Genomic DNA, 18,794 nt, shown 5'->3' with positions numbered 1-18,794 from the left:
GTTAAATAAAAAAGGCTGAGTGGCTATTGAAGCGTGTTTATCGGTTAGGAGCAATGGGGTAGATATACCTTGTAATGGCTGTTTACATATAGAAACATGTTAATGTGAAAACTGTTATCCAGACGAAAAAAAAGCGCCATCATGGCGCTTTTTTCATTGTTAAAATTTAAGCGAGATCGGGTTTTGCAAGTTGTAGCGCTTGACGTGAAACGTCTGCTGCAGCTTGCGTGTCACCTAGTTGCTCAAGAGTTGCGACTAGGTGAGCGTAATCCGTCACATCAGGTCGAATAGCAAGGGCTTTTTCTAAGTGATCTTTAGCAGCTTGCCATTGTTTATCAGCCATCAGCATCTGCCCTAACGCACTTTGTAAGGCTGGGTTATTACTATTGTTAGCCAATAAATCTTGTAAGCTAACAATTGCAGGGTGGCGATCTGGCAGGGTGAGTTGTGGCATTAAACTAATTAACGCTTGATCAGGACTTTTCTTGATGGCATCACGTAAGATTGGAAATGCATCAACATCAGCATGGCGAACGATCATCTGTTTAACAAAGCACGCGACTAGCGCTGGATTGTGTTTGTCTTTACGGTTAACACTGTTCCAGTAACCCATTAAGCCATCGCTGCCATTTTGTTGGCTAAGATGGTGCATTTGACCACACTGCGCTTGAACATCAAGTTGAGAGGCTTCTGTGGCAGTAATTACGTCTGCTTTAGTTAATTGAGGCAGCAATACTTGGAGTGCTTTCCAATCTTCTAATTGTAAGTAACACTGTTTGAGTAGGCTCAGTATCATTGGATTACGTGGGCTGGTTGACTGCACGTCTTGCAATGTTGCCAGCGCCTGCTCAAATTGTTGTTGGCGAATTTGAAGCTTAGCGCGCGTCAGTGCGACAGCAAGGCTTTCAGTATCTTGCTCTGCTGCGAGTTGTAAAAATTGATCTCGCTGTTGAGTTTTACCTAGACCTTGTGCAGCTTCTGCAGCAGCCAAGTAGTTTAGAATCGGCGCATCGCTAAATTTTGCTGATTTAGACAACATTTTTTCAGCGGCTTTCCACTCACCTTCTGCAACTTTTAATAGGCCTTCTGCGGTGTTGCGGCGTGCATTACGCACTTGGCGACCACTAAACCAACCACGGGTTGAACTACCAAAAGAAAACAAGCGACGTAAAATAAATTCAAGTACAAAAAAGATCGCAACGATAGCAATCGCAACGATGATCAGTGTTGTTAAACTCATTTCAATGGTTTGATTGGCAAACGAGATCAATACATAACCTTGATGGCCTGCAAGATCGGGGCTGACAATGATACCGGCAATCAAAGCGATGACCAATAACAACAATTTAATCATTATTTAGTCTCCTCTTTAGTGGTGTAAGTCACTACCGCTTTAGTATTTGTTGTTTTGTCTGCAGTAGTTGCTTGTTTGATATGTTTCTCTACCGCTTTCTTTTCTACAGGTACTGCACTTTTCGGTGCTGACTGGGGCGTTTTCACGGCAACAGGTTCGCTAAGAGCGGTCATTTTATTGCGTAATACTTGATTAACCAATTTAGTGATCAATGCTTGTGATTGCAATTTAGTCGGATAATCAACAGCGACATTTTGTTGTTCTAGTTGTTGTAGGCCAGCAATAAAGCTTTGAGTTTTTGGTGAGGATAAGTCGTAGTACTGTTGTGACCACTTGATCGCTGTCACAATAGAATCACGGTAAACTTGACCTTGATCGCGGTATACAGCGGCAATAGCTGTTTCAAGTTTATTGGTGATATTCTGCTGAAGATAGAAATCTTGCTGTGGTGATAGTAGCGGTACAACACTGCCATCACGCTTGCGGTAAGTAATGAAATTCTCACTAAAGTTTTTAAGTGATGTTATTAAGTTATTTTTCCAATCAGTCACCGATTGGCTAACGGTTGGATTTTGTTGCGGCTCTGCTTTTGCTAAGATCGCATTAGCTAACGGTAGGCTATCAATACTGTTTTCAAGGCTATTAAGGCGCAATACGATACCATCACGATCAACCACGGTGATTGATTTTAATGCGGTAATATCATTGCTCATTGCTTGACGTAGGTTTTTAAGACTTGGGTCATTAAGCTCTGCAATACGGTGATCAGCAGCTTCAAGCAATAATGTTGCACTGGTTACATCATGTTCTAGCCATAGTTTACGACCTGCCATTTTAACCAAATAATCAGCTTCTGCTAATAACCAATCGTTAGGCTCTTGGCCTTTTAAATCAGCAATCGCAGTTTGAATGGAATCAATGGATTTTTGTTGTTGGCTAATGCCCTGCTCAACCTTTTGCTGGGCTGTGTTAAGTTCATTATTTACCATCGCGATAGTTTGTTGTTGGTCGCTTTGCATTGCCGTTTTCATGGTGGCGATTTGTTGTTGTAAAGCGGCAACTTGCTGTTGTTGTAGTAGACCTTGCTGATGACCGTGATAGTAAAGACCACCACCGAGTGCTAATACCAGCGCAATAGCAACCCAACCTGTTTTGCTACCTGAGTTTTTTTGTTTAGCGGCAATAGGTGCTGTTTTGGTTGTGTTTGAAGCAGTAACCGTAGCTTTTTCTTTCGATGATGGCGCTGCAGTTGAGTTTGTGTTGGTTGTTTTGTCTGTCATCCTAATTATTCCGTTAGCTTACGTTGCTTTTTAGGAACGTGAATAAGGCCTGATTAGCGGCACTTCCCACGGTGGAAATATGTTTGTAGCCAAGTGTCGATGCTTGGTTTGCGATTCGTTGACTCGGTACGAAAAGATGGCAATTATAAAGCCAAGCCAAATCCTCTATTGGGATTAATCCCGTTAAGTATATTAATTGTTCACCGCTTGTGACAACTAGAGCCTGTATTTGCTGTTGTTGCCATTGTTGGATTAATTGTGTTGCATCGAGATCAAGCCAACATCGTTGATAAGTTTCACAATAACTGACTTGAGCTTGGCGAGCGGTTAATGCTTGATAGATTAATTCGCGACCACCATTACCTCGTAAAATTAATACCCTACGTTGGCGAATATTTGCCAGTTCAGGTAAGGCTAATAGCGCTTCGCTATCATGACTACCTATTGGTGAACTCACGGGTTGTTGACAAGCTTGTGCTAAAGCAGCAGCTGTCTTATCGCCAACGGCTATATAATGCATGTTTTCTGGCCATTCTGCACCTTGTGAAATCAAGTAATCAGCTGCAAAACGTACCGCATGATAGCTAACTGCAATGATGTAGTCACCTGGTTGCAGTTGTTGAATTTGTTCTGTTAATTTATTTATATATTTACCTTGCCGCACTTCAAGTAAAGGCTGGGCAATAGCGCTGATCGCCACTTGGTTAAGTTGTGCGACTAATTGATCGCACTCCGGTGCGGGACGGGTGATCAGCACGGTCATTAGGCGTTACCGTATAAACGATCAAGGATCTCTTTCGCGCCATTCGCTAACAATTCATCGGCTAAGGTTTCACCTAATTGTTCTGCGTCTGTAATTGGGCCGCTAATTTCAGCACGAACAATAACGCTGCCATCGGGTTCACCCACAAGTGCACGTAACCAAATTGTATCGTTTTGCAGTTCTGAATAGCTACCAATTGGCACTTGGCAACCACCTTGAAGACGGTTATTCATTGCACGCTCACATAAGACGCGCGTTGCGGTTGGTTGATGATTTAGTGGCGCAAGTAGTTGACGTACTCGTTGATCATCCAAACGACACTCAATACCAACAGCGCCTTGGCCAACGGCAGGTAGGCTAGTTTCAGGAGCAATTTCACTGCGAATACGAGCCTCCATTTTCAGACGCTTTAGACCTGCAGCCGCTAAAATAATGGCATCATACTGGCCTTCATCAAGCTTGCGCAGGCGAGTATTTACATTACCTCGAAGGTCATTAACGATCAGATCGGGACGTTGAGATCGTAATTGGCATTGGCGGCGTAAGCTTGAAGTGCCGACAATCGCACCTTGGGGGAGATCATCGATGGAGTCATAATGATTAGAAACAAAAGCATCACGTGGATCTTCGCGTTCGCAAATGGTCACTAAGCCAAGTCCTTCAGGGAACTCAACCGGTACATCTTTCATTGAGTGGACGGCAATATCAGCGCGACCTTCAAGCATGGCGATTTCAAGTTCTTTAACAAATAGACCTTTACCGCCTACTTTTGCTAAAGGAGTATCTAAAATAATGTCGCCTTTTGTTACCATAGGCAAGAGTTCAACAACAAGCCCCGGGTGAGCTTGTTCGAGTTCAGCTTTGACAAATTCTGCTTGCCACATGGCTAATGGGCTTTTGCGTGTCGCAATGCGAATCGGTTGGGTTGTCATCATAGTAAAGAGGGTCCGTTAACCAAGGTTATTATTTTTTCTATTCAGTATCGTACCATTACCTAAGCATGGATGATAATTCGTGTATTGCGGTTCCTGATTCCAAGCGTTATTGTGTTGTCAGTAATACTAAAAAATGTGATATTTATCGCAATAAGCCATTGTTTGATTTCTAATTACAATAATATTATTGGTGGTTAGTTATTACGACAATTTGCCGTCTGATGATTATGGATGAGTCAGCAACAATTGTTATTGGCTCCGCTTGGCATTATCTTTACCGTAGGTATTAAAAATGATACATTGATCACGTTTTTTTCTCATTTTGAATAAAATTTACGCTATTAATGGCAAACTGCGGGCCGCACTAACACTGCTAGCTCTTGGAAGAGTAATTTGCAAAATTATATCAAGACGCTAAAAGGTAGACTGGATTCATTGACTGAACTTCGTATTGAACGAGCACGTTTAGCGATGAATGAGTCGTCGGTACAGATTTTTGATCTGTTACCTGTCTTATTACATTATAACCATCCAGCCTTGCCAGGGTATCTTGATCAACAAGTGCCGCAGGGAATTGCGCATTTTGTCGCTACTGATGTGCAACAGCAATTTGTTAATAATTGCGCGAGCACAGCAAAAATGCCCATTGACCCAATTTTGGTTGCTGATATCGACTGCCCAATTACTGGCCTTTATGCCATGGGTAGTACTTCTTCTATGGGGCAAAGTCTCACTAGTGATCTCGATATTTGGGTCTGTATTCCCACGTCATTAAATAGTCAAAGTAGAGCTGCATTAGACAGTAAATGTAGCTTAGTTTCTCAATGGGCGATGGAACAAGGGGTTGAAGCTAACTTCTTTTTGATCGACGAAAATCGTTTCCGTGAAAATTACTCTGAAGCCATGACTGGTGAAAACTGTGGCTCAAGTCAGCATTTATTACTACTCGATGAATTTTATCGCTCTGCAGTGTGCTTAGCGGGATTACCTTTATTATGGTTTATGGTGCCGCCAGAGATGGAAGAGTGCTATGACCAATATATCGATGATCTGGTTGCTAAAGGCTATATCAAGCGTGAGCAATGGATAGATTTTGGTGGCTTGATGCGTATTCCTGCCGAGGAGTACTTTGGTTCTAGTTTATGGCAGCTCTACAAAAGTATCGACTCGCCTTATAAATCAGTATTAAAAGCGATTTTGCTTGAAGCTTATTCATGGGAATATCCGCATACCCAATTATTGAGTCTTGATGGTAAGCGTCGTTTCTTCGCTGAAGATCGCAGTGAATACTGTATGGATGCTTATTATTTGATGCTTGAAAAAGTGACGCGTTATTTAGAGCGTATTGATGATCATCGTCGTCTCGATTTAGTGCGTCGCTGTTTTTATTTAAAAACTCATGAAAAACTTACTCGTAAGCCAGTCTTAGGTTCAGTTGTGTGGCGTCGACAGGCGTTACAGCATTTAACTGAGCAATGGCAATGGTCGACAGATGTCGTTGCGGCGCTGGATAACCGCCGTAATTGGAAAGTCACTCAAGTGAAGCAAGCGCACAATGAATTACTTGATGCGTTGATGCTCAGCTATCGAAATCTGATTCGTTTCGCGCGTCGTAATGATATTACCTCAGCGATTAGCCCTGAAGATATCAGTATTCTGGCGCGTAAATTATATGCAGCGTTTGAGGTACTTCCCGGTAAAGTGACCTTATTAAATCCGCAAATATCGCCAGATTTACACGAACCTGATTTAAGTTTTATTCAAGTACCAGAAGGGCGAACCAATACAGCAGGTTGGTATTTATATAAGCAGCCGATAGAAGCGAAATATATTTTAGGCCAGCCATCACTAGAGCATAACCGTTACTTGTCAAAATTAGTGGCGTGGAGCTACTTTAATGGTTTGCTAACTGAATCTACGCATTTACATGCAGTCGCACGTCATGCTGATATGGATTTGGACAAGCTATACCAATTGGTGAGTGATATTCGTAATACTTTTCCAATTCGTCGTCCACATCCTGGTTTACAAGCGTTATCGAGTCCGTGTGAAATTCGTCAATTAGGTTTGTTTGTTAATTTAGAAAACGATCCCACCACAGAACTAAAAAATCGGTCGGTTAAATTTGATTTTAAAACTACCGATATTTTCAGTTATGGCCCTGAGCAAAAGTGCTTAGTCGGCAGTGTCGATTTAGTTTATCGCAATTCATGGAATGAAGTGCGAACGCTAAATTTTAGCGGCAAGAATGCGATGTTGGATGCCTTAAAAACCATGTTAGGTAAAATGCACCACGATGCTATTCCTCCAGAAGCTATTGATGTGTTTTGTTACAGTAAACATATGCGTGGTTTAATTCGTAATGTGGTCTACCAATTGGTGGCTGAATGTATTGAAATGCGTTTAAAACCAGTTGAAGAAGAAAAACGCCGTCGCTTTAAAGCGGTCCATATTGCGAATGAAACGTATGGTTTGTTTTTTGAGCGCCGCGGTGTTTCAGTACAGCGACTTGAAAATTCGGTTGATTTCTATAGTTGCATTTCATCAAATAAAGTCAGCGATGTTCCTAAAGTTGTGATGGGAAAAACCGACGAGCCGCATCCACCAGAAATTGTTGATGCTTATGCCAGTGAAGGTTTGATTCAGTTTTTCTTTGAAGATTGTGATCAAGGTTTCAATATCTACATCCTAGATGAAACCAATCAAATGGAAGTGTATCGGCAGTGTAATGGCAACAAAGATGAGATGGTTCATGGTGTGAATCGTTTTTATACGTCATCACAAGATCGTTTTAGTTATAGCGCTAATTTTATCAATTTTAATTTGCCCCAGTTTTATGATATTGCTCATAACGACAAAGGTGAGTTGCAAGTATTACCATTTAAAAGCGGTCAAGTTGCTCGTCGTCAAGATAATACTGAATCAGTAAACCATGGTATTCGTCTCAATTAATGGTATTGATGGCGCGAAACTAAAAAAAAAGCCTTCATTGTGAAGGCTTTTTTTATACCAGTTTGTCGATAAATACACATTACCAAACGACAGGCTCACCGGCGTGTAAACTGCATTCTTGTTTAAGTAGTGTAAATAATTCTTTATCACTACGAGTACAACGCCACTCGCTACCTGTATATTTAAAATGATAACCGCCTGATTTTGAAGCTAACCATAGCTCATGTAATGGTTCTTGGCGGTTAATAACAATTTGGCTGCGATTAGCAAATTCTAATGTAAGTACATTACCTGTGGTTTCAGGTTCAATATCAACACCGGATTCATCGATGCCTTCTTCTATTTGCATCAGTGCCAGATCAGCCAGTTGGTGGAATTCAGTATCATTCATCCTATTGCGTCCTATTGCATTTCTTGTTCTTGGTGCGATTATAGAGGGCATTGGATTGATAATCACTGGCTTTGAATTATGCATAAAGGTTTATTAGCAATTTTGGTCTTAGGATCGTTAATTTTAACTGGCTGTGGTCAAAGTGGCCCACTGTACATGCCAAAAGATGCGCCACAGCAACATCAGCCACAATAATAATATCATTACGATAACGATTGAGTCGCCGCTCAACAGTCAATAGACAGGGAAGGACAACATTGGATTATTTTAATTACCAGCAAGATGGGCAATTATGGGCAGAAGACGTCGCATTAGCGGAGTTAGCTGCACAATATGGCACACCACTTTATGTTTACTCTCGAGCAACATTAGAACGTCATTGGCATGCATTTGATCAAGCCGTTGCCACGCAGCCGCATTTGATTTGTTATGCAGTTAAAGCAAACTCTAACCTTGGAGTATTAAATGTTCTGGCGCGTTTAGGTTCTGGGTTTGATATCGTCTCTTTGGGGGAATTAGAGCGCGTATTAGCCGCTGGTGGTGATCCTGCTAAAGTGGTTTTTTCTGGTGTAGGTAAGACTATAGCAGAAATGCAACGGGCACTTGAGTTGGGAATTAAATGTTTCAATGTTGAATCTGAACCTGAGTTAGAGCGTTTAAATTATGTCGCAGGTCAATTAGGCAAAATTGCACCGATTTCATTGCGCATTAACCCTGATGTTGATGCCAAGACTCACCCTTATATTTCAACTGGTTTACGGGATAATAAATTTGGTATTGCGCGTGAGCGTGCACTTGAAGTGTATCAATTAGCTCACCAATTACCGCACCTTGCTGTGGTTGGAATGGATTGCCATATTGGATCTCAGTTAACGGAAGTTAAGCCTTTTATTGATGCGACTAAACGGTTGTTAGCATTAGTGGATGAATTAAAAGCAGTCGGAATTGAGATTAAACATTTAGATCTTGGTGGCGGCTTAGGGGTAACTTATAACGATGAGCAACCTCCGTTACCTGCAGATTATGCGACTGAATTACTCTCATTGTTAGCGCCTTATTCAAAACTAGAATTAATTTTTGAGCCTGGGCGAGCGATTGCTGCAAATGCGGGTGTATTGCTGACTAAGGTTGAATTTTTAAAGCATACTGAATATAAAAATTTTGCCATTGTTGATGCGGCAATGAATGATTTGATTCGCCCGACACTGTATTCTGCTTGGCAAGATATTATTCCAGTACAACCACGTGATGGTGAACGTCAGTGTTATGATTTAGTGGGACCTATTTGTGAAACTGGTGATTTTATTGGTAAAGATCGTCATCTCTGTTTAGCTTCGAATGACTTACTTGCGGTAAGGTCTGCGGGCGCTTATGGTTTTGTGATGGCATCGAATTATAATTCTCGCCCGCGTGTTGCTGAAGTAATGGTTGATGGACGACAAGTACATTTAGTGCGTGCACGAGAAACGTTAGAGCAACTTTGGCAACATGAATATCTTGTTGAATGATTGTCGTCGCGACTGAAGCTTAATAATTAAGGAACATCATGCAGATTAACTTTTCCAAAATGCATGGGCTCGGCAATGACTTTGTTGTTGTGGATTGTGTAACACAAAATATATATTTCTCCCCCGATGCGATTCGCCGTTTAGCCGATCGTCATCGTGGGATTGGGTTTGACCAATTATTAGTGGTTGAGCCACCGTATGATCCTGAAACGGATTTCCATTACCGTATTTTTAATGCTGACGGTAGTGAAGTCGAACAATGTGGTAATGGCGCCCGTTGTTTTGCTCGTTTTGTATCAATGAAAGGCTTAACCAATAAATACCATATTTCTGTTAGCACCAAAGCTGGAAAAATGGTGCTAAAGCTTGAAAGTGATGGTCAAGTCACGGTGAATATGGGCGCGCCAAATTTTGAACCCGCGAAGCTGCCGATGCGTGCTAAACAGGCAGAGAAAACCTATTTACTGCGTGTGGGTGAGCAAACGCTGTTTTGTGGGGCTGTTAGTATGGGCAATCCTCATTGCGTTACGATTGTTGATGACGTTGATACTGCGGCGGTTGAAAAACTCGGTCCGTTGCTTGAGTCTCATGAGCGTTTCCCTGAGCGGGTTAATGCTGGTTTTATGCAAATTATTGACCGTGGAACGGTAAAACTACGGGTTTATGAGCGTGGCGCGGGAGAAACTCAAGCTTGTGGCAGTGGTGCGTGTGCCGCTGTTGCTGTGGGTCGAAGCCAAGGTTTACTGGATGAGAATGTTAAAGTCTGCTTACCAGGTGGTGAGTTATATATTCGCTGGGCAGGTGAAGGCAAACCGTTATTTATGACAGGTCCCGTTGCCCATGTGTTTGATGGTCAATTTATTCAATAGTGGTATTTAATCGTGGTTATTAAGATTAATGCCACGAATGACCGAGGTTTATGTGAGTACGCTTCCCCAAAGTTTTGAGCAACCCCTTGAACGTTTTTATGAATATTTGCGCAGCGAGCGTGAGCTTAGTTTGCATACTCAGCAAAATTATAAACGTCAATTAACCTGTATTGCCGAGCAATTGCTAGAGCTAGGGGTTGAAAATTGGCAGCAAGTTGATGCTGGCTGGGTGCGCCAAATTGCCAGTAAAGGAATGCGTAATGGCTTAAAAGCCAGTAGCTTGGCAATGCGATTATCTGCTTTGCGTAGCTTTTTTGATTATTTGGTACACCAACAAATATTACCGGCTAACCCAGCCAAAGGAGTGGCGGCACCACGTAAAGCGCGTCCGTTACCCAAAAACCTTGATGTTGATGAAATGAATCAATTGCTTGAGGTGAAAGATGACGATCCATTAGCGATTCGTGATCGGGCAATGATGGAGTTGATGTATGGTGCAGGATTACGTTTATCTGAATTGGTTAATTTGAATGTGCGTGATATTAGCTTAACCAAAGGTGATTTACGGGTTATTGGTAAAGGCGATAAAGAACGCATCGTTCCGTTTGCAGGTTTAGCGCGGGAGTGGGTCGCAAATTGGCTTAAATTACGCGGTAATATTGCTCATGCAGATGAACCTGGGCTATTTGTGTCTAAGCTTGGACATCGTATTTCAAACCGTAATGTGCAAAAAAGAATGGCGGAATGGGGACAGAAGCAGGCTGTATCAAGCCATATTAACCCGCATAAATTACGCCATAGTTTTGCAACTCATATGCTGGAATCTAGTGGTGATCTACGTGCTGTACAAGAATTATTAGGTCATGCGAATTTGACCACCACTCAAATCTATACCCATCTTGATTTTCAGCATTTAGCTAAAGTTTATGATGCTGCTCATCCTCGCGCAAAACGCCGTTAAGGCTTTAATCGAGTTTAGGAACAACCATGCAATTTTATCGTCAATTAGGCCAGATTAGAGCACTTACGTTTGATCTTGATGACACCTTATATGATAACCATCCGGTGATTGTGAGGGCAGAACAAGCCATGTTTGATTGGCTGGCACAGATATTACCGCCCGCAATGGTGATCAGCCGTGATAATTGGCAGCGCTTAAAGCAGCAACTTGTCGCAGTCGATTCCAGTTTGAGGCATGATGTTAGTGCGTGGCGTTATGAAGCACTAAAAATCAACTTTATGCAATTAGGTTGGCGGCTTAAAGATGCTGAGTTAGCTGCGCAACAAGGGCTAGACTTGGTACTGGTTGAGCGTAATACCGTTGATGTACCAGCTGAGACCCATCGAGTTTTGGCTTTATTAAGTGCCAAACTACCGTTAGTTGGTATAACCAATGGTAATGTTGATCCCAAAAAAATCGGATTAGCGCCTTATTTTAGTGAAATTTATCAAGCAGGTCGGGATGGTTTAGCCAAACCTGACGCTGATCTGTTTGACTGTGCTATTCGTTATTTAAAAGTGCCAGCACAGCAGATTTTACATGTGGGTGATCATCTTCATACCGATGTTTTTGGTGCTAAACAACAGGGCTTACAAGCTTGTTGGTATAACGATCAACAACGGGTATTAACAACAGAGAAAGTTACGTGTTTACCCGATATTGAAATCAGCGCATTAGCTGAATTATTGCCATTAATTAAATAACTTCATCGGTACATTAACGTTGTACAGAGAGTACCCATCGTTATTTGTATCGATGGGTAATCATTCTCGTATTTACGGTATGATGTTGCTATTTCGATAATGCTGACTTATCCAGTGATCTACCGATAATCTCCCCGCTCCCCAGAAGATAGTGACTAACAACATCATTCCCCACAATTGGTGATCATAAAACCCTTGCGCCCATAAGGCGGGGTATGACACTACTGCAATAGCATTAAATCCAAATAACAGTATGGCCATCGGGCGAGCAAATAGCCCAAGCACTAAAAAGACCGGTACGATTAATTCAATTGCAGTGCCACTATAAGCGGCCCATAGCCAAGGTAAAACCGGCACCTGATATTCGTATTCAAATAAATACAATGTACTGTCCCAACTGCCATATTTTATCAGTCCCGATTTGAAGAATGCGATAGCAACCCACACGCGACAAAACAGTAATAATAGTGATTGTAGCGGTTGTACAAGTTGTTCAAAAAAAGTGTCAATGGCACGAATAAAACTAATCATCACTATTAACCTTACAAATATCATCAATTAAATGGTGGTGTAATAACTGTGGTAGCAGAGCTAATTGGGTTGGTGTTAAAGCCGCGATGGGGCGCTGCTGCTGACAGTCACTAACCAAAGTGACTAATGCTGGCGTGACATGCTGCTGCCAAATTTGCCATTGGTAATGTTGAATAAGAGCGGTTTGCGGCTGATTAATATCCAGCATCGCTAATAACTGGTGTTGATCTTGATGGGGATGGTTAACGATTTCCCACAGTGATACCACCGCATATTGACTGCTAAAGGTGTCAGTTGAGGTTGGAATATGAAAATAATAGTGCTGGGGAGTGATGTCATTAGCGGTGTGTTCAAGTTGACGTAATTTTTTCAGTGGCAGGCTACCATCGTGGCAAGCTAAGCGGCTGACACAATCTCGTTGCCATTCTAAACGTGCCAGATCAACTAAATAAGGTAGCGTGGATACTAATGTCGCTTGAGTTGCGATGGTGTCACTGAAATGTGCGCCATAAATAGTGACATCCCCTTGGGGTAGTGGATGATTAAGTATGTGCTGCCGTGCGAGATGATTGAAGCAATCATCTCCAATCATGGCATTGACTGTGACATAGACACTGGCTAGAACATCCGTTAAGCCAATAATGAAATTATTACAGTACAGTTGTAGTCGTTGCTCGGCACTGAAATGATCATCGACAACGGTGGTCGTTAAATCATGCGCTTGATAATGCAAGGCTGCCGCAAACTGATGTTGTAACTGCTGTAAATTAGGCGTGGTTGCTGATGATGACATTGGCGGACTCCTTATCGATAATGGCTTGAGCTTTATCAGCCTCAGCCAATAATATTGCCAGTGGAGGAATATCAGCATCCCATTCAATTAAGGTTGGTGTATCGCTACCATGACAATGGATCCATTGTTGATATAGGCGCCATACTTTATCACTGACGGGTTGACTATGAGTATCAATCCAGATTTCGCCTTGAGGTTGCTGTTTACGAATAAATCCCGCGAGGTGTATTTCCTGTACCACGGCAGGATTGATAGCTGCGAGGTAAGTTTGACAGTCAAAACTGTGATTAAAACTGCTGACATAAATATTGTTTAAATCGAGTAGCAGTCCGCAACCTGTTCGCTGTTGTACTGCCATTAAAAATTCCCACTCGGGTATGGTTGAATGCTGAAACTGCAAATAGCTTGACGGGTTTTCAATCAACATTTGACGTTGCAGCACATCTTGTACTTGCATTACCTTACCGCAAAAATTAGTCAATGCTTCTTCGGTATAGGGGAGCGGTAATAGATCATTAAAGTATTGACCATCAACTGAACTCCAACTGAGATGATCTGAAATTAAAAATGGCTCCGTTTCTGTAACTAATTGTTTTAGTTTCTGTAAATGTTCAAGGTTGAGTGGATCGGCAGAGCCTAATGACAGCCCGATACCATGACAACTAATCGGGTAGTGAGACCGCAATTGACGTAATTGTTGACGCGCTAATGAATGAGGATTGAAATAATTTTCACTATGAATTTCTAACCACCCAAGGTGCGGCTGTTGGGTGATCATCTCTGTAATATGAGGCGAGCGTAAGCCCACCCCAATTGGCCGCTTGGATGAGAAATCCACTAAGCTATGCCTCCTTAGTTGAGCCGCCATGAAGACGATCGCACAGACCTTTAGGAACGACTACAAACGCATCTTTTTGAGCATCTTCTTTGGCTGATCCCGCGCAAGAACTGGTTTTGGTGGCACAATCATTTTTACCGGCTTTGCTGACGCCATAACATTTTTCTTTATCCATTTTTTTGCCCATTTCGTCAGCAACTGCTGCTGTTGAAGCTAATGTTCCTGCTAATGCAATTAAGCCAGTCATTGCTGATGCTAAGGCGATATTGGTCTTTTTCATGATAGTTCCTTGATTATGATTGTTGGGTTGGTCTGCTGTAATTAAGTATTTTTTGGCGGTATTAATACGCTCTCAGAATAATAGACAGGGTAAGGGTGGAATATATTTCAATGAATGTTAATTATTTTAACAATTGTGTTGATTTTGGGTTTCTGAATTTTGCGAAAATCGTAATAAAGATATCGAAGCAATCTTTATTAGGGCTGGTATAATCGTCACCATTGTATAAATAACCAGTAGATAGCGATGGACGTTTCACTTCTATTAGATGGCCTCAATGACAAACAACGCGAGGCGGTGGCTGCGCCGTTGGGTAATCACCTAGTATTGGCGGGAGCAGGTAGCGGTAAAACCCGTGTGCTAGTGCATCGCATTGCTTGGTTGTTAGCGGTTGAACAGGCGTCGCCGTACTCGATTATGTCGGTCACGTTTACCAATAAAGCGGCTGCAGAAATGCGTGGTCGAATTAACGAATTAATGCATGGCTCAAGCGCAGGTATGTGGAATGGTACTTTCCATGGCTTATGTCATCGTATGCTGCGTGCGCATTATTTAGATGCGCGCCTACCTGATGATTTTAATATTCTAGATTCTGATGATCAGATGCGGTTATTGCGCCGTTTGATTAAAGCGCAGAATTTAGATGAAAAACATTGGCCTGCCCGTCAAGGTGCTTGGTATATCAACGCCAAGAAAGACGAGGGTTTACGTCCACAGCATGTTGAAACCTATAATGATCCAGTTGAACAAACATGGTTACGCATTTATACCGCTTATCAGGAAGCGTGTGATCGTGCGGGTTTAGTTGATTTTGCTGAGTTATTGCTGCGTTCGTTTGAATTATTGCGTGATAACAAACATATTCGTGAGCATTACCAAGCGCGCTTTAAACATATTTTGGTCGATGAGTTTCAAGATACCAATAATATTCAATTTGCATGGTTGCGATTAATGGCAGGCACTGATTGTCATGTGATGATTGTCGGTGATGATGACCAATCTATTTATGGTTGGCGTGGCGCACAAGTTGAAAATATTCAGCGTTTTTTAAATGATTTTAATAACGCCTCCTCGATATTCTTAGAGCAGAATTACCGTTCTACTGCCAATATTCTTAATGCCGCCAATGAGCTTATTGCCAATAATACCGCCCGTATGGGTAAGAATTTATGGACAGAAGACGGTGATGGTGAGCCGATTTCATTATATTCAGCCTTTAATGAACTCGATGAAGCGCGGTTTGCGGTTGGTAAAATTAAAGAGTGGCGTGAGCAAGGGGGCAGTCTTAGCGATACCGCTTTTCTGTACCGTAGCAATGCGCAATCGCGAGTATTAGAAGAAGCGTTAATTCAAGCGGGTATGCCATACCGTATTTATGGCGGCATGCGTTTCTTTGAGCGCCAAGAAATTAAAGATGCGTTAGCTTATTTGCGTCTTATTGGTAACCGTAATGACGATGCTTCATTTGAGCGCGTTGTTAATACTCCAACACGAGGGTTAGGTGATCGTACGCTAGAAACTATTCGTTTAGCGGCGCGTGATCGTGGTTTAACCATGTGGCAATCAAGTTTGGCGTTATTAGATGAGAAAGTACTGGCGGGACGCGCGGCAAATGCATTACAACGCTTTATTGAATTGATTAATGCCTTAGAAGATGACACTGCTGAATTGCCTATGTATCAACAAACTGATGATGTGATCCGTCATTCTGGTTTGCGGGCAATGTATGAACAAGAAAAAGGCGAAAAAGCGCAAGCGCGAATTGAGAACTTAGAAGAATTAGTTACCGCAACGCGTCAATTTGAAATTCCAGAAGAAGCGGCAGAAATGAGTCCGTTATCGGCCTTTTTAGCCCATGCTGCGCTAGAAGCGGGTGATGGTCAGGCGGATGCTTTTGAAGATGCAGTGCAATTGATGACCATGCACAGTGCCAAAGGTCTAGAGTTTCCGATTGTGTTTATGGTGGGTGTTGAAGAAGGGATGTTCCCAAGTTCACGTACTATCGAAGAAGCGGATCGGTTAGAAGAAGAGCGTCGCTTGTGTTATGTCGGCATGACACGGGCAATGAAAAAACTGTATATCACTTATGCTGAAATGCGACGCCTATATGGTAAAGATAATTTCCATAAACCCTCACGTTTTATTCGTGAAATTCCTGAACAATATGTTGAGGAAGTACGAATGAAAGCACAAGTATCACGCCCTGTGAGCAGTGGCCGTTTTAGCCAATCGCAAGTGAATAATAACTTCAATGAAACCGGTTTTAGTTTAGGGCAGCGGGTGCAGCATCCTAAATTTGGTGAAGGGACAATTATTAACTTTGAAGGCAGTGGCGCACAAAGTCGTGTACAAGTGGCCTTTAATGGTGAAGGTATTAAATGGTTAGTGACTCAATACGCAAAATTAACTGCGCTATAATCGTCACTAACAACTAATAAGCCCGCCAGTGATTACTGTAATGGTTAATCATAGGCGGGCTTTTTTTATCTATTGATCTTGCTATTGAGCGATAACTTTACCTTCACGGCGTGGATCGGCGGCACCAATTAATTGTTGTGGTGCAATACTTATCGCTTGAATTCCCGAGTTGAGATCTTTGACTGCGGTTTTATAACCTAATTGCTCAAACTTAGGCGCCCACGCTGTGGCAGAAGTATTTTGCTCAAGTTCAAAAGTACCAAAGCGATTAGTGATGTTAGGTAAGTTAATGGCTTGCTGTAAATCCATTCCCCAATCAATGTAAGCCACTAAGGTTTTGGCGATATAACCAATAATTTGACTGCCACCGGGTGAGCCAATCGCTAATACGGGTTGGTTATTGTGCATCACAATTGTCGGCGCCATTGATGATCGAGGACGTTTTCCTGGTTCAATTCGATTAGCAATTGGCACACCATCAATGTGGCTGCGAAATGAAAAATCAGTTAATTCATTATTGAGTAAAAAGCCACCGACCATTAACCGTGAACCAAAACTGTTTTCAATGGTAGAGGTCATTGAGACCACATTACCTTGGCGATCAACAATCGCAAAATGGGTAGTTGACGGTAGTTCAAGTGCTTTGTCCGTGGTTTGAATACTAGCATGATCCCAAGGTGGCAATCCGGGTTCAACTTTAATGAGCTTTTTATTCGTCGCTAATAATTGTGCTCGTTGTTGAATGTAAGTTGGTGCAAGTAATCCTTTGGTAGGCATCGGTACATAATCACTATCAGCCATATAACGACCACGATCAGCAAAAGCTAACCGTGATGCATCGCCAATTAAGCGCCAGCTATGAATATTATTCGCCCCCATTTTTGCTAATGGATAATGGCTAAGCATCCCCATAATTTGTCCAAGAGTTAATGCGCCAGAGCTTGGTGGTCCCATGCCACAAATTTGATATTGATGGTAAGGTGCGCATATTGGAGCGCGTTGTTTAACTTTGTAACTGGCTAAATCAATGCTACTTAGAACGCCAGGATTGTCACTCGCAGTTTGAACTGTATTAACAATCTCACGTGCAATATCTCCTTGATAAAATGCCTTTTGACCATAATCGGCAATTTTACGAAGCGTATTTGCATAAGGTTGATTAATTAATTTTTGACCGGCTTGAATAGGCTGGCCTTGGGCATCAAAAAAATAGTTTTTTGTTATCGCTGAACGTTGTAAATATGTCGCATCTTTAGCGACTAATGCGGCTAATCGAGGACTAACGATAAAGCCATTTTTAGCCAGTTTGATGGCTGGCTGAAACAGTTGTTTCCACTGTAATTGGCCATATTGCTGGTGGCTATTCCACAATAATTTAATCGTTCCAGGTGTGCCGACAGAGCGCCCACCGACAACCGCATCATAAAAGGCTAATGGTTGACCTTTTTTATCCTGAAATAGCTGTGGTGTTACCGCAAAAGGTGCTGTTTCGCGGCCATCAAAGGTGGTCATTTGGTGATTGTCGTTATCCCAATAGACTAAGAACCCACCGCCACCAATGCCAGATGATTGCGGTTCAACTAGCCCTAAAACTAATTGCGTCGCGACCATCGCATCAATGGCATTTCCTCCCTGACGTAACATTGCTGCTCCTGCTTCACTGGCATAGTGATTAGCACTGGCAATCATCCATTGTTGACCTTGAATTAATTGTGATGGCTGTTGAGCGACGCTGGTTTCAGGAATGATGTTATCACTCAACTGTTGTGCAGAAATGCTAAAGATAGGCACCGCACAACTGCACATTGTGACAAAACGTAATAGTGATGACGTGATTTTGAGCATAACAGATCCTTGTAATCAGCAACGCAAAAAGAGGGGGGAGGCTATGAGTATCTTAATGGAATTAATGATGGCAGAAAAAATACCGTATATCTCATTATTTTTACTATTTTTACGCGTCATTTTAACTAAAGATGTTGGTTTTAATGAATTACGGCCGTTGTGATGGTATCAATCGAATAAATAATCATAATAACTTTAATTATAAGCCGTGAAATGTTGAGGTTAATGTGGCAGTTGTTGAATAACTAACCGATGAAAAATAAAGGAGTTATTGAGGAATATGCATTTTATTATCTTATTAATTATCTAGTTAATTGCATGAGTAACAATCAA

General features: G+C 42.0%; 17 protein-coding genes. 7 read left to right on the top strand and 10 right to left on the bottom strand.

Translation table 11 applies throughout. The features are described from left to right. Positions 1-166: 166 nt before the first annotated feature. Genes OC457_RS13595 through hemC form a run of 4 tightly spaced genes read right to left on the bottom strand, consistent with a single transcriptional unit; the run spans position 167 to position 4,329 of the window. The gene (locus OC457_RS13595; protein ID WP_080175492.1) at positions 167-1,354 is read right to left on the bottom strand and encodes a heme biosynthesis HemY N-terminal domain-containing protein; all 1,188 of its coding nucleotides are present in this window, start codon (positions 1,352-1,354) and stop codon (positions 167-169) included. Beyond that, positions 1,354-2,634, bottom strand: coding sequence for a uroporphyrinogen-III C-methyltransferase (gene hemX, locus OC457_RS13590; protein WP_080175491.1), 1,281 nt, complete (start codon positions 2,632-2,634; stop codon positions 1,354-1,356). Before hemX ends, OC457_RS13595 begins: the two co-directional genes overlap by 1 nt. Positions 2,635-2,647: 13 nt before the next feature. Next, the gene (locus tag OC457_RS13585) at positions 2,648-3,397 is read right to left on the bottom strand and encodes a uroporphyrinogen-III synthase (RefSeq protein WP_080175490.1); all 750 of its coding nucleotides are present in this window, start codon (positions 3,395-3,397) and stop codon (positions 2,648-2,650) included. Next, on the bottom strand, positions 3,397-4,329 hold the full coding sequence (gene hemC / locus OC457_RS13580; protein ID WP_080175516.1) for a hydroxymethylbilane synthase: 933 nt from the start codon (positions 4,327-4,329) through the stop codon (positions 3,397-3,399). The genes OC457_RS13585 and hemC overlap by 1 nt, the downstream gene beginning before the upstream one ends. 396 nt (positions 4,330-4,725) lie before the next feature. Here hemC and OC457_RS13575 point away from each other — a divergent pair, with 396 nt between their 5' ends. Further along, positions 4,726-7,284 (top strand): class I adenylate cyclase, encoded by a 2,559-nt coding sequence (locus OC457_RS13575; RefSeq protein WP_080175489.1) that lies wholly within the window; start codon positions 4,726-4,728, stop codon positions 7,282-7,284. Between the two features lie 79 nt (positions 7,285-7,363). Here OC457_RS13575 and cyaY read toward each other — a convergent pair whose 3' ends face one another. Then, positions 7,364-7,675, bottom strand: a complete 312-nt coding sequence (gene cyaY, locus OC457_RS13570) for an iron donor protein CyaY (protein WP_080175488.1) — start codon at positions 7,673-7,675, stop codon at positions 7,364-7,366. Positions 7,676-7,753: 78 nt separating this feature from the next. On the opposite strand from cyaY, the gene lptM reads away from it, so the two are divergent. The 5 genes from lptM (at position 7,754) to yigB (ending at position 11,756) form a co-directional block, all read left to right on the top strand. Continuing rightward, the gene (lptM, locus tag OC457_RS13565; protein ID WP_080175487.1) at positions 7,754-7,870 is read left to right on the top strand and encodes an LPS translocon maturation chaperone LptM; all 117 of its coding nucleotides are present in this window, start codon (positions 7,754-7,756) and stop codon (positions 7,868-7,870) included. A gap of 62 nt (positions 7,871-7,932) precedes the next feature. Beyond that, positions 7,933-9,183 (top strand): diaminopimelate decarboxylase, encoded by a 1,251-nt coding sequence (gene lysA / locus OC457_RS13560; protein WP_080175486.1) that lies wholly within the window; start codon positions 7,933-7,935, stop codon positions 9,181-9,183. Between the two features lie 38 nt (positions 9,184-9,221). Beyond that, positions 9,222-10,052 carry a diaminopimelate epimerase gene (dapF, locus tag OC457_RS13555; protein WP_080175485.1) on the top strand — a complete coding sequence of 277 codons (831 nt, stop codon included), beginning with the start codon at positions 9,222-9,224 and terminating at the stop codon, positions 10,050-10,052. A 28-nt stretch (positions 10,053-10,080) separates the two neighbouring features. Next, entirely contained in the window at positions 10,081-11,013 is a 933-nt protein-coding gene (gene xerC / locus OC457_RS13550; protein ID WP_370737973.1) for a tyrosine recombinase XerC, read from the top strand. A gap of 26 nt (positions 11,014-11,039) precedes the next feature. Then, a complete protein-coding gene (yigB, locus tag OC457_RS13545; RefSeq protein WP_080175483.1) occupies positions 11,040-11,756 on the top strand; it encodes a 5-amino-6-(5-phospho-D-ribitylamino)uracil phosphatase YigB in 717 nt (238 codons plus the stop codon). A gap of 72 nt (positions 11,757-11,828) precedes the next feature. Here the strand turns inward: yigB and OC457_RS13540 are convergent, their stop codons facing one another. The 4 genes from OC457_RS13540 to OC457_RS13525 are packed head-to-tail and all read right to left on the bottom strand — an operon-like array spanning position 11,829 to position 14,198. Next, positions 11,829-12,287: a DoxX family protein gene (locus OC457_RS13540; RefSeq protein ID WP_080175482.1), complete on the bottom strand. Its 459-nt coding sequence runs from the start codon at positions 12,285-12,287 to the stop codon at positions 11,829-11,831. After that, positions 12,280-13,080 (bottom strand): HvfC/BufC N-terminal domain-containing protein, encoded by an 801-nt coding sequence (locus tag OC457_RS13535; protein ID WP_159447861.1) that lies wholly within the window; start codon positions 13,078-13,080, stop codon positions 12,280-12,282. Before OC457_RS13535 ends, OC457_RS13540 begins: the two co-directional genes overlap by 8 nt. Beyond that, a complete protein-coding gene (gene bufB, locus OC457_RS13530) occupies positions 13,055-13,948 on the bottom strand; it encodes an MNIO family bufferin maturase (protein WP_080175480.1) in 894 nt (297 codons plus the stop codon). The genes OC457_RS13535 and bufB overlap by 26 nt, the downstream gene beginning before the upstream one ends. After that, complete coding sequence (locus OC457_RS13525) at positions 13,923-14,198, bottom strand: BufA1 family periplasmic bufferin-type metallophore (RefSeq protein ID WP_080175479.1); 276 nt, start codon at positions 14,196-14,198, stop codon at positions 13,923-13,925. The genes bufB and OC457_RS13525 overlap by 26 nt, the downstream gene beginning before the upstream one ends. 246 nt (positions 14,199-14,444) lie before the next feature. Between OC457_RS13525 and uvrD the strand changes: the two genes are divergently transcribed. Then, positions 14,445-16,616 carry a DNA helicase II gene (gene uvrD, locus OC457_RS13520; RefSeq protein WP_080175478.1) on the top strand — a complete coding sequence of 724 codons (2,172 nt, stop codon included), beginning with the start codon at positions 14,445-14,447 and terminating at the stop codon, positions 16,614-16,616. Between the two features lie 81 nt (positions 16,617-16,697). Here the strand turns inward: uvrD and ggt are convergent, their stop codons facing one another. Continuing rightward, on the bottom strand, positions 16,698-18,422 hold the full coding sequence (ggt, locus tag OC457_RS13515) for a gamma-glutamyltransferase (RefSeq protein WP_235866967.1): 1,725 nt from the start codon (positions 18,420-18,422) through the stop codon (positions 16,698-16,700). Between the last annotated feature and the right edge of the window lie 372 nt (positions 18,423-18,794).

This window comes from Photobacterium toruni, from assembly GCF_024529955.1.
Lineage (GTDB): Bacteria > Pseudomonadota > Gammaproteobacteria > Enterobacterales > Vibrionaceae > Photobacterium > Photobacterium toruni.
The sequence above is the reverse complement of the archived record's forward strand: the minus strand, read 5'-3'. Positions and strand labels throughout refer to the sequence as shown.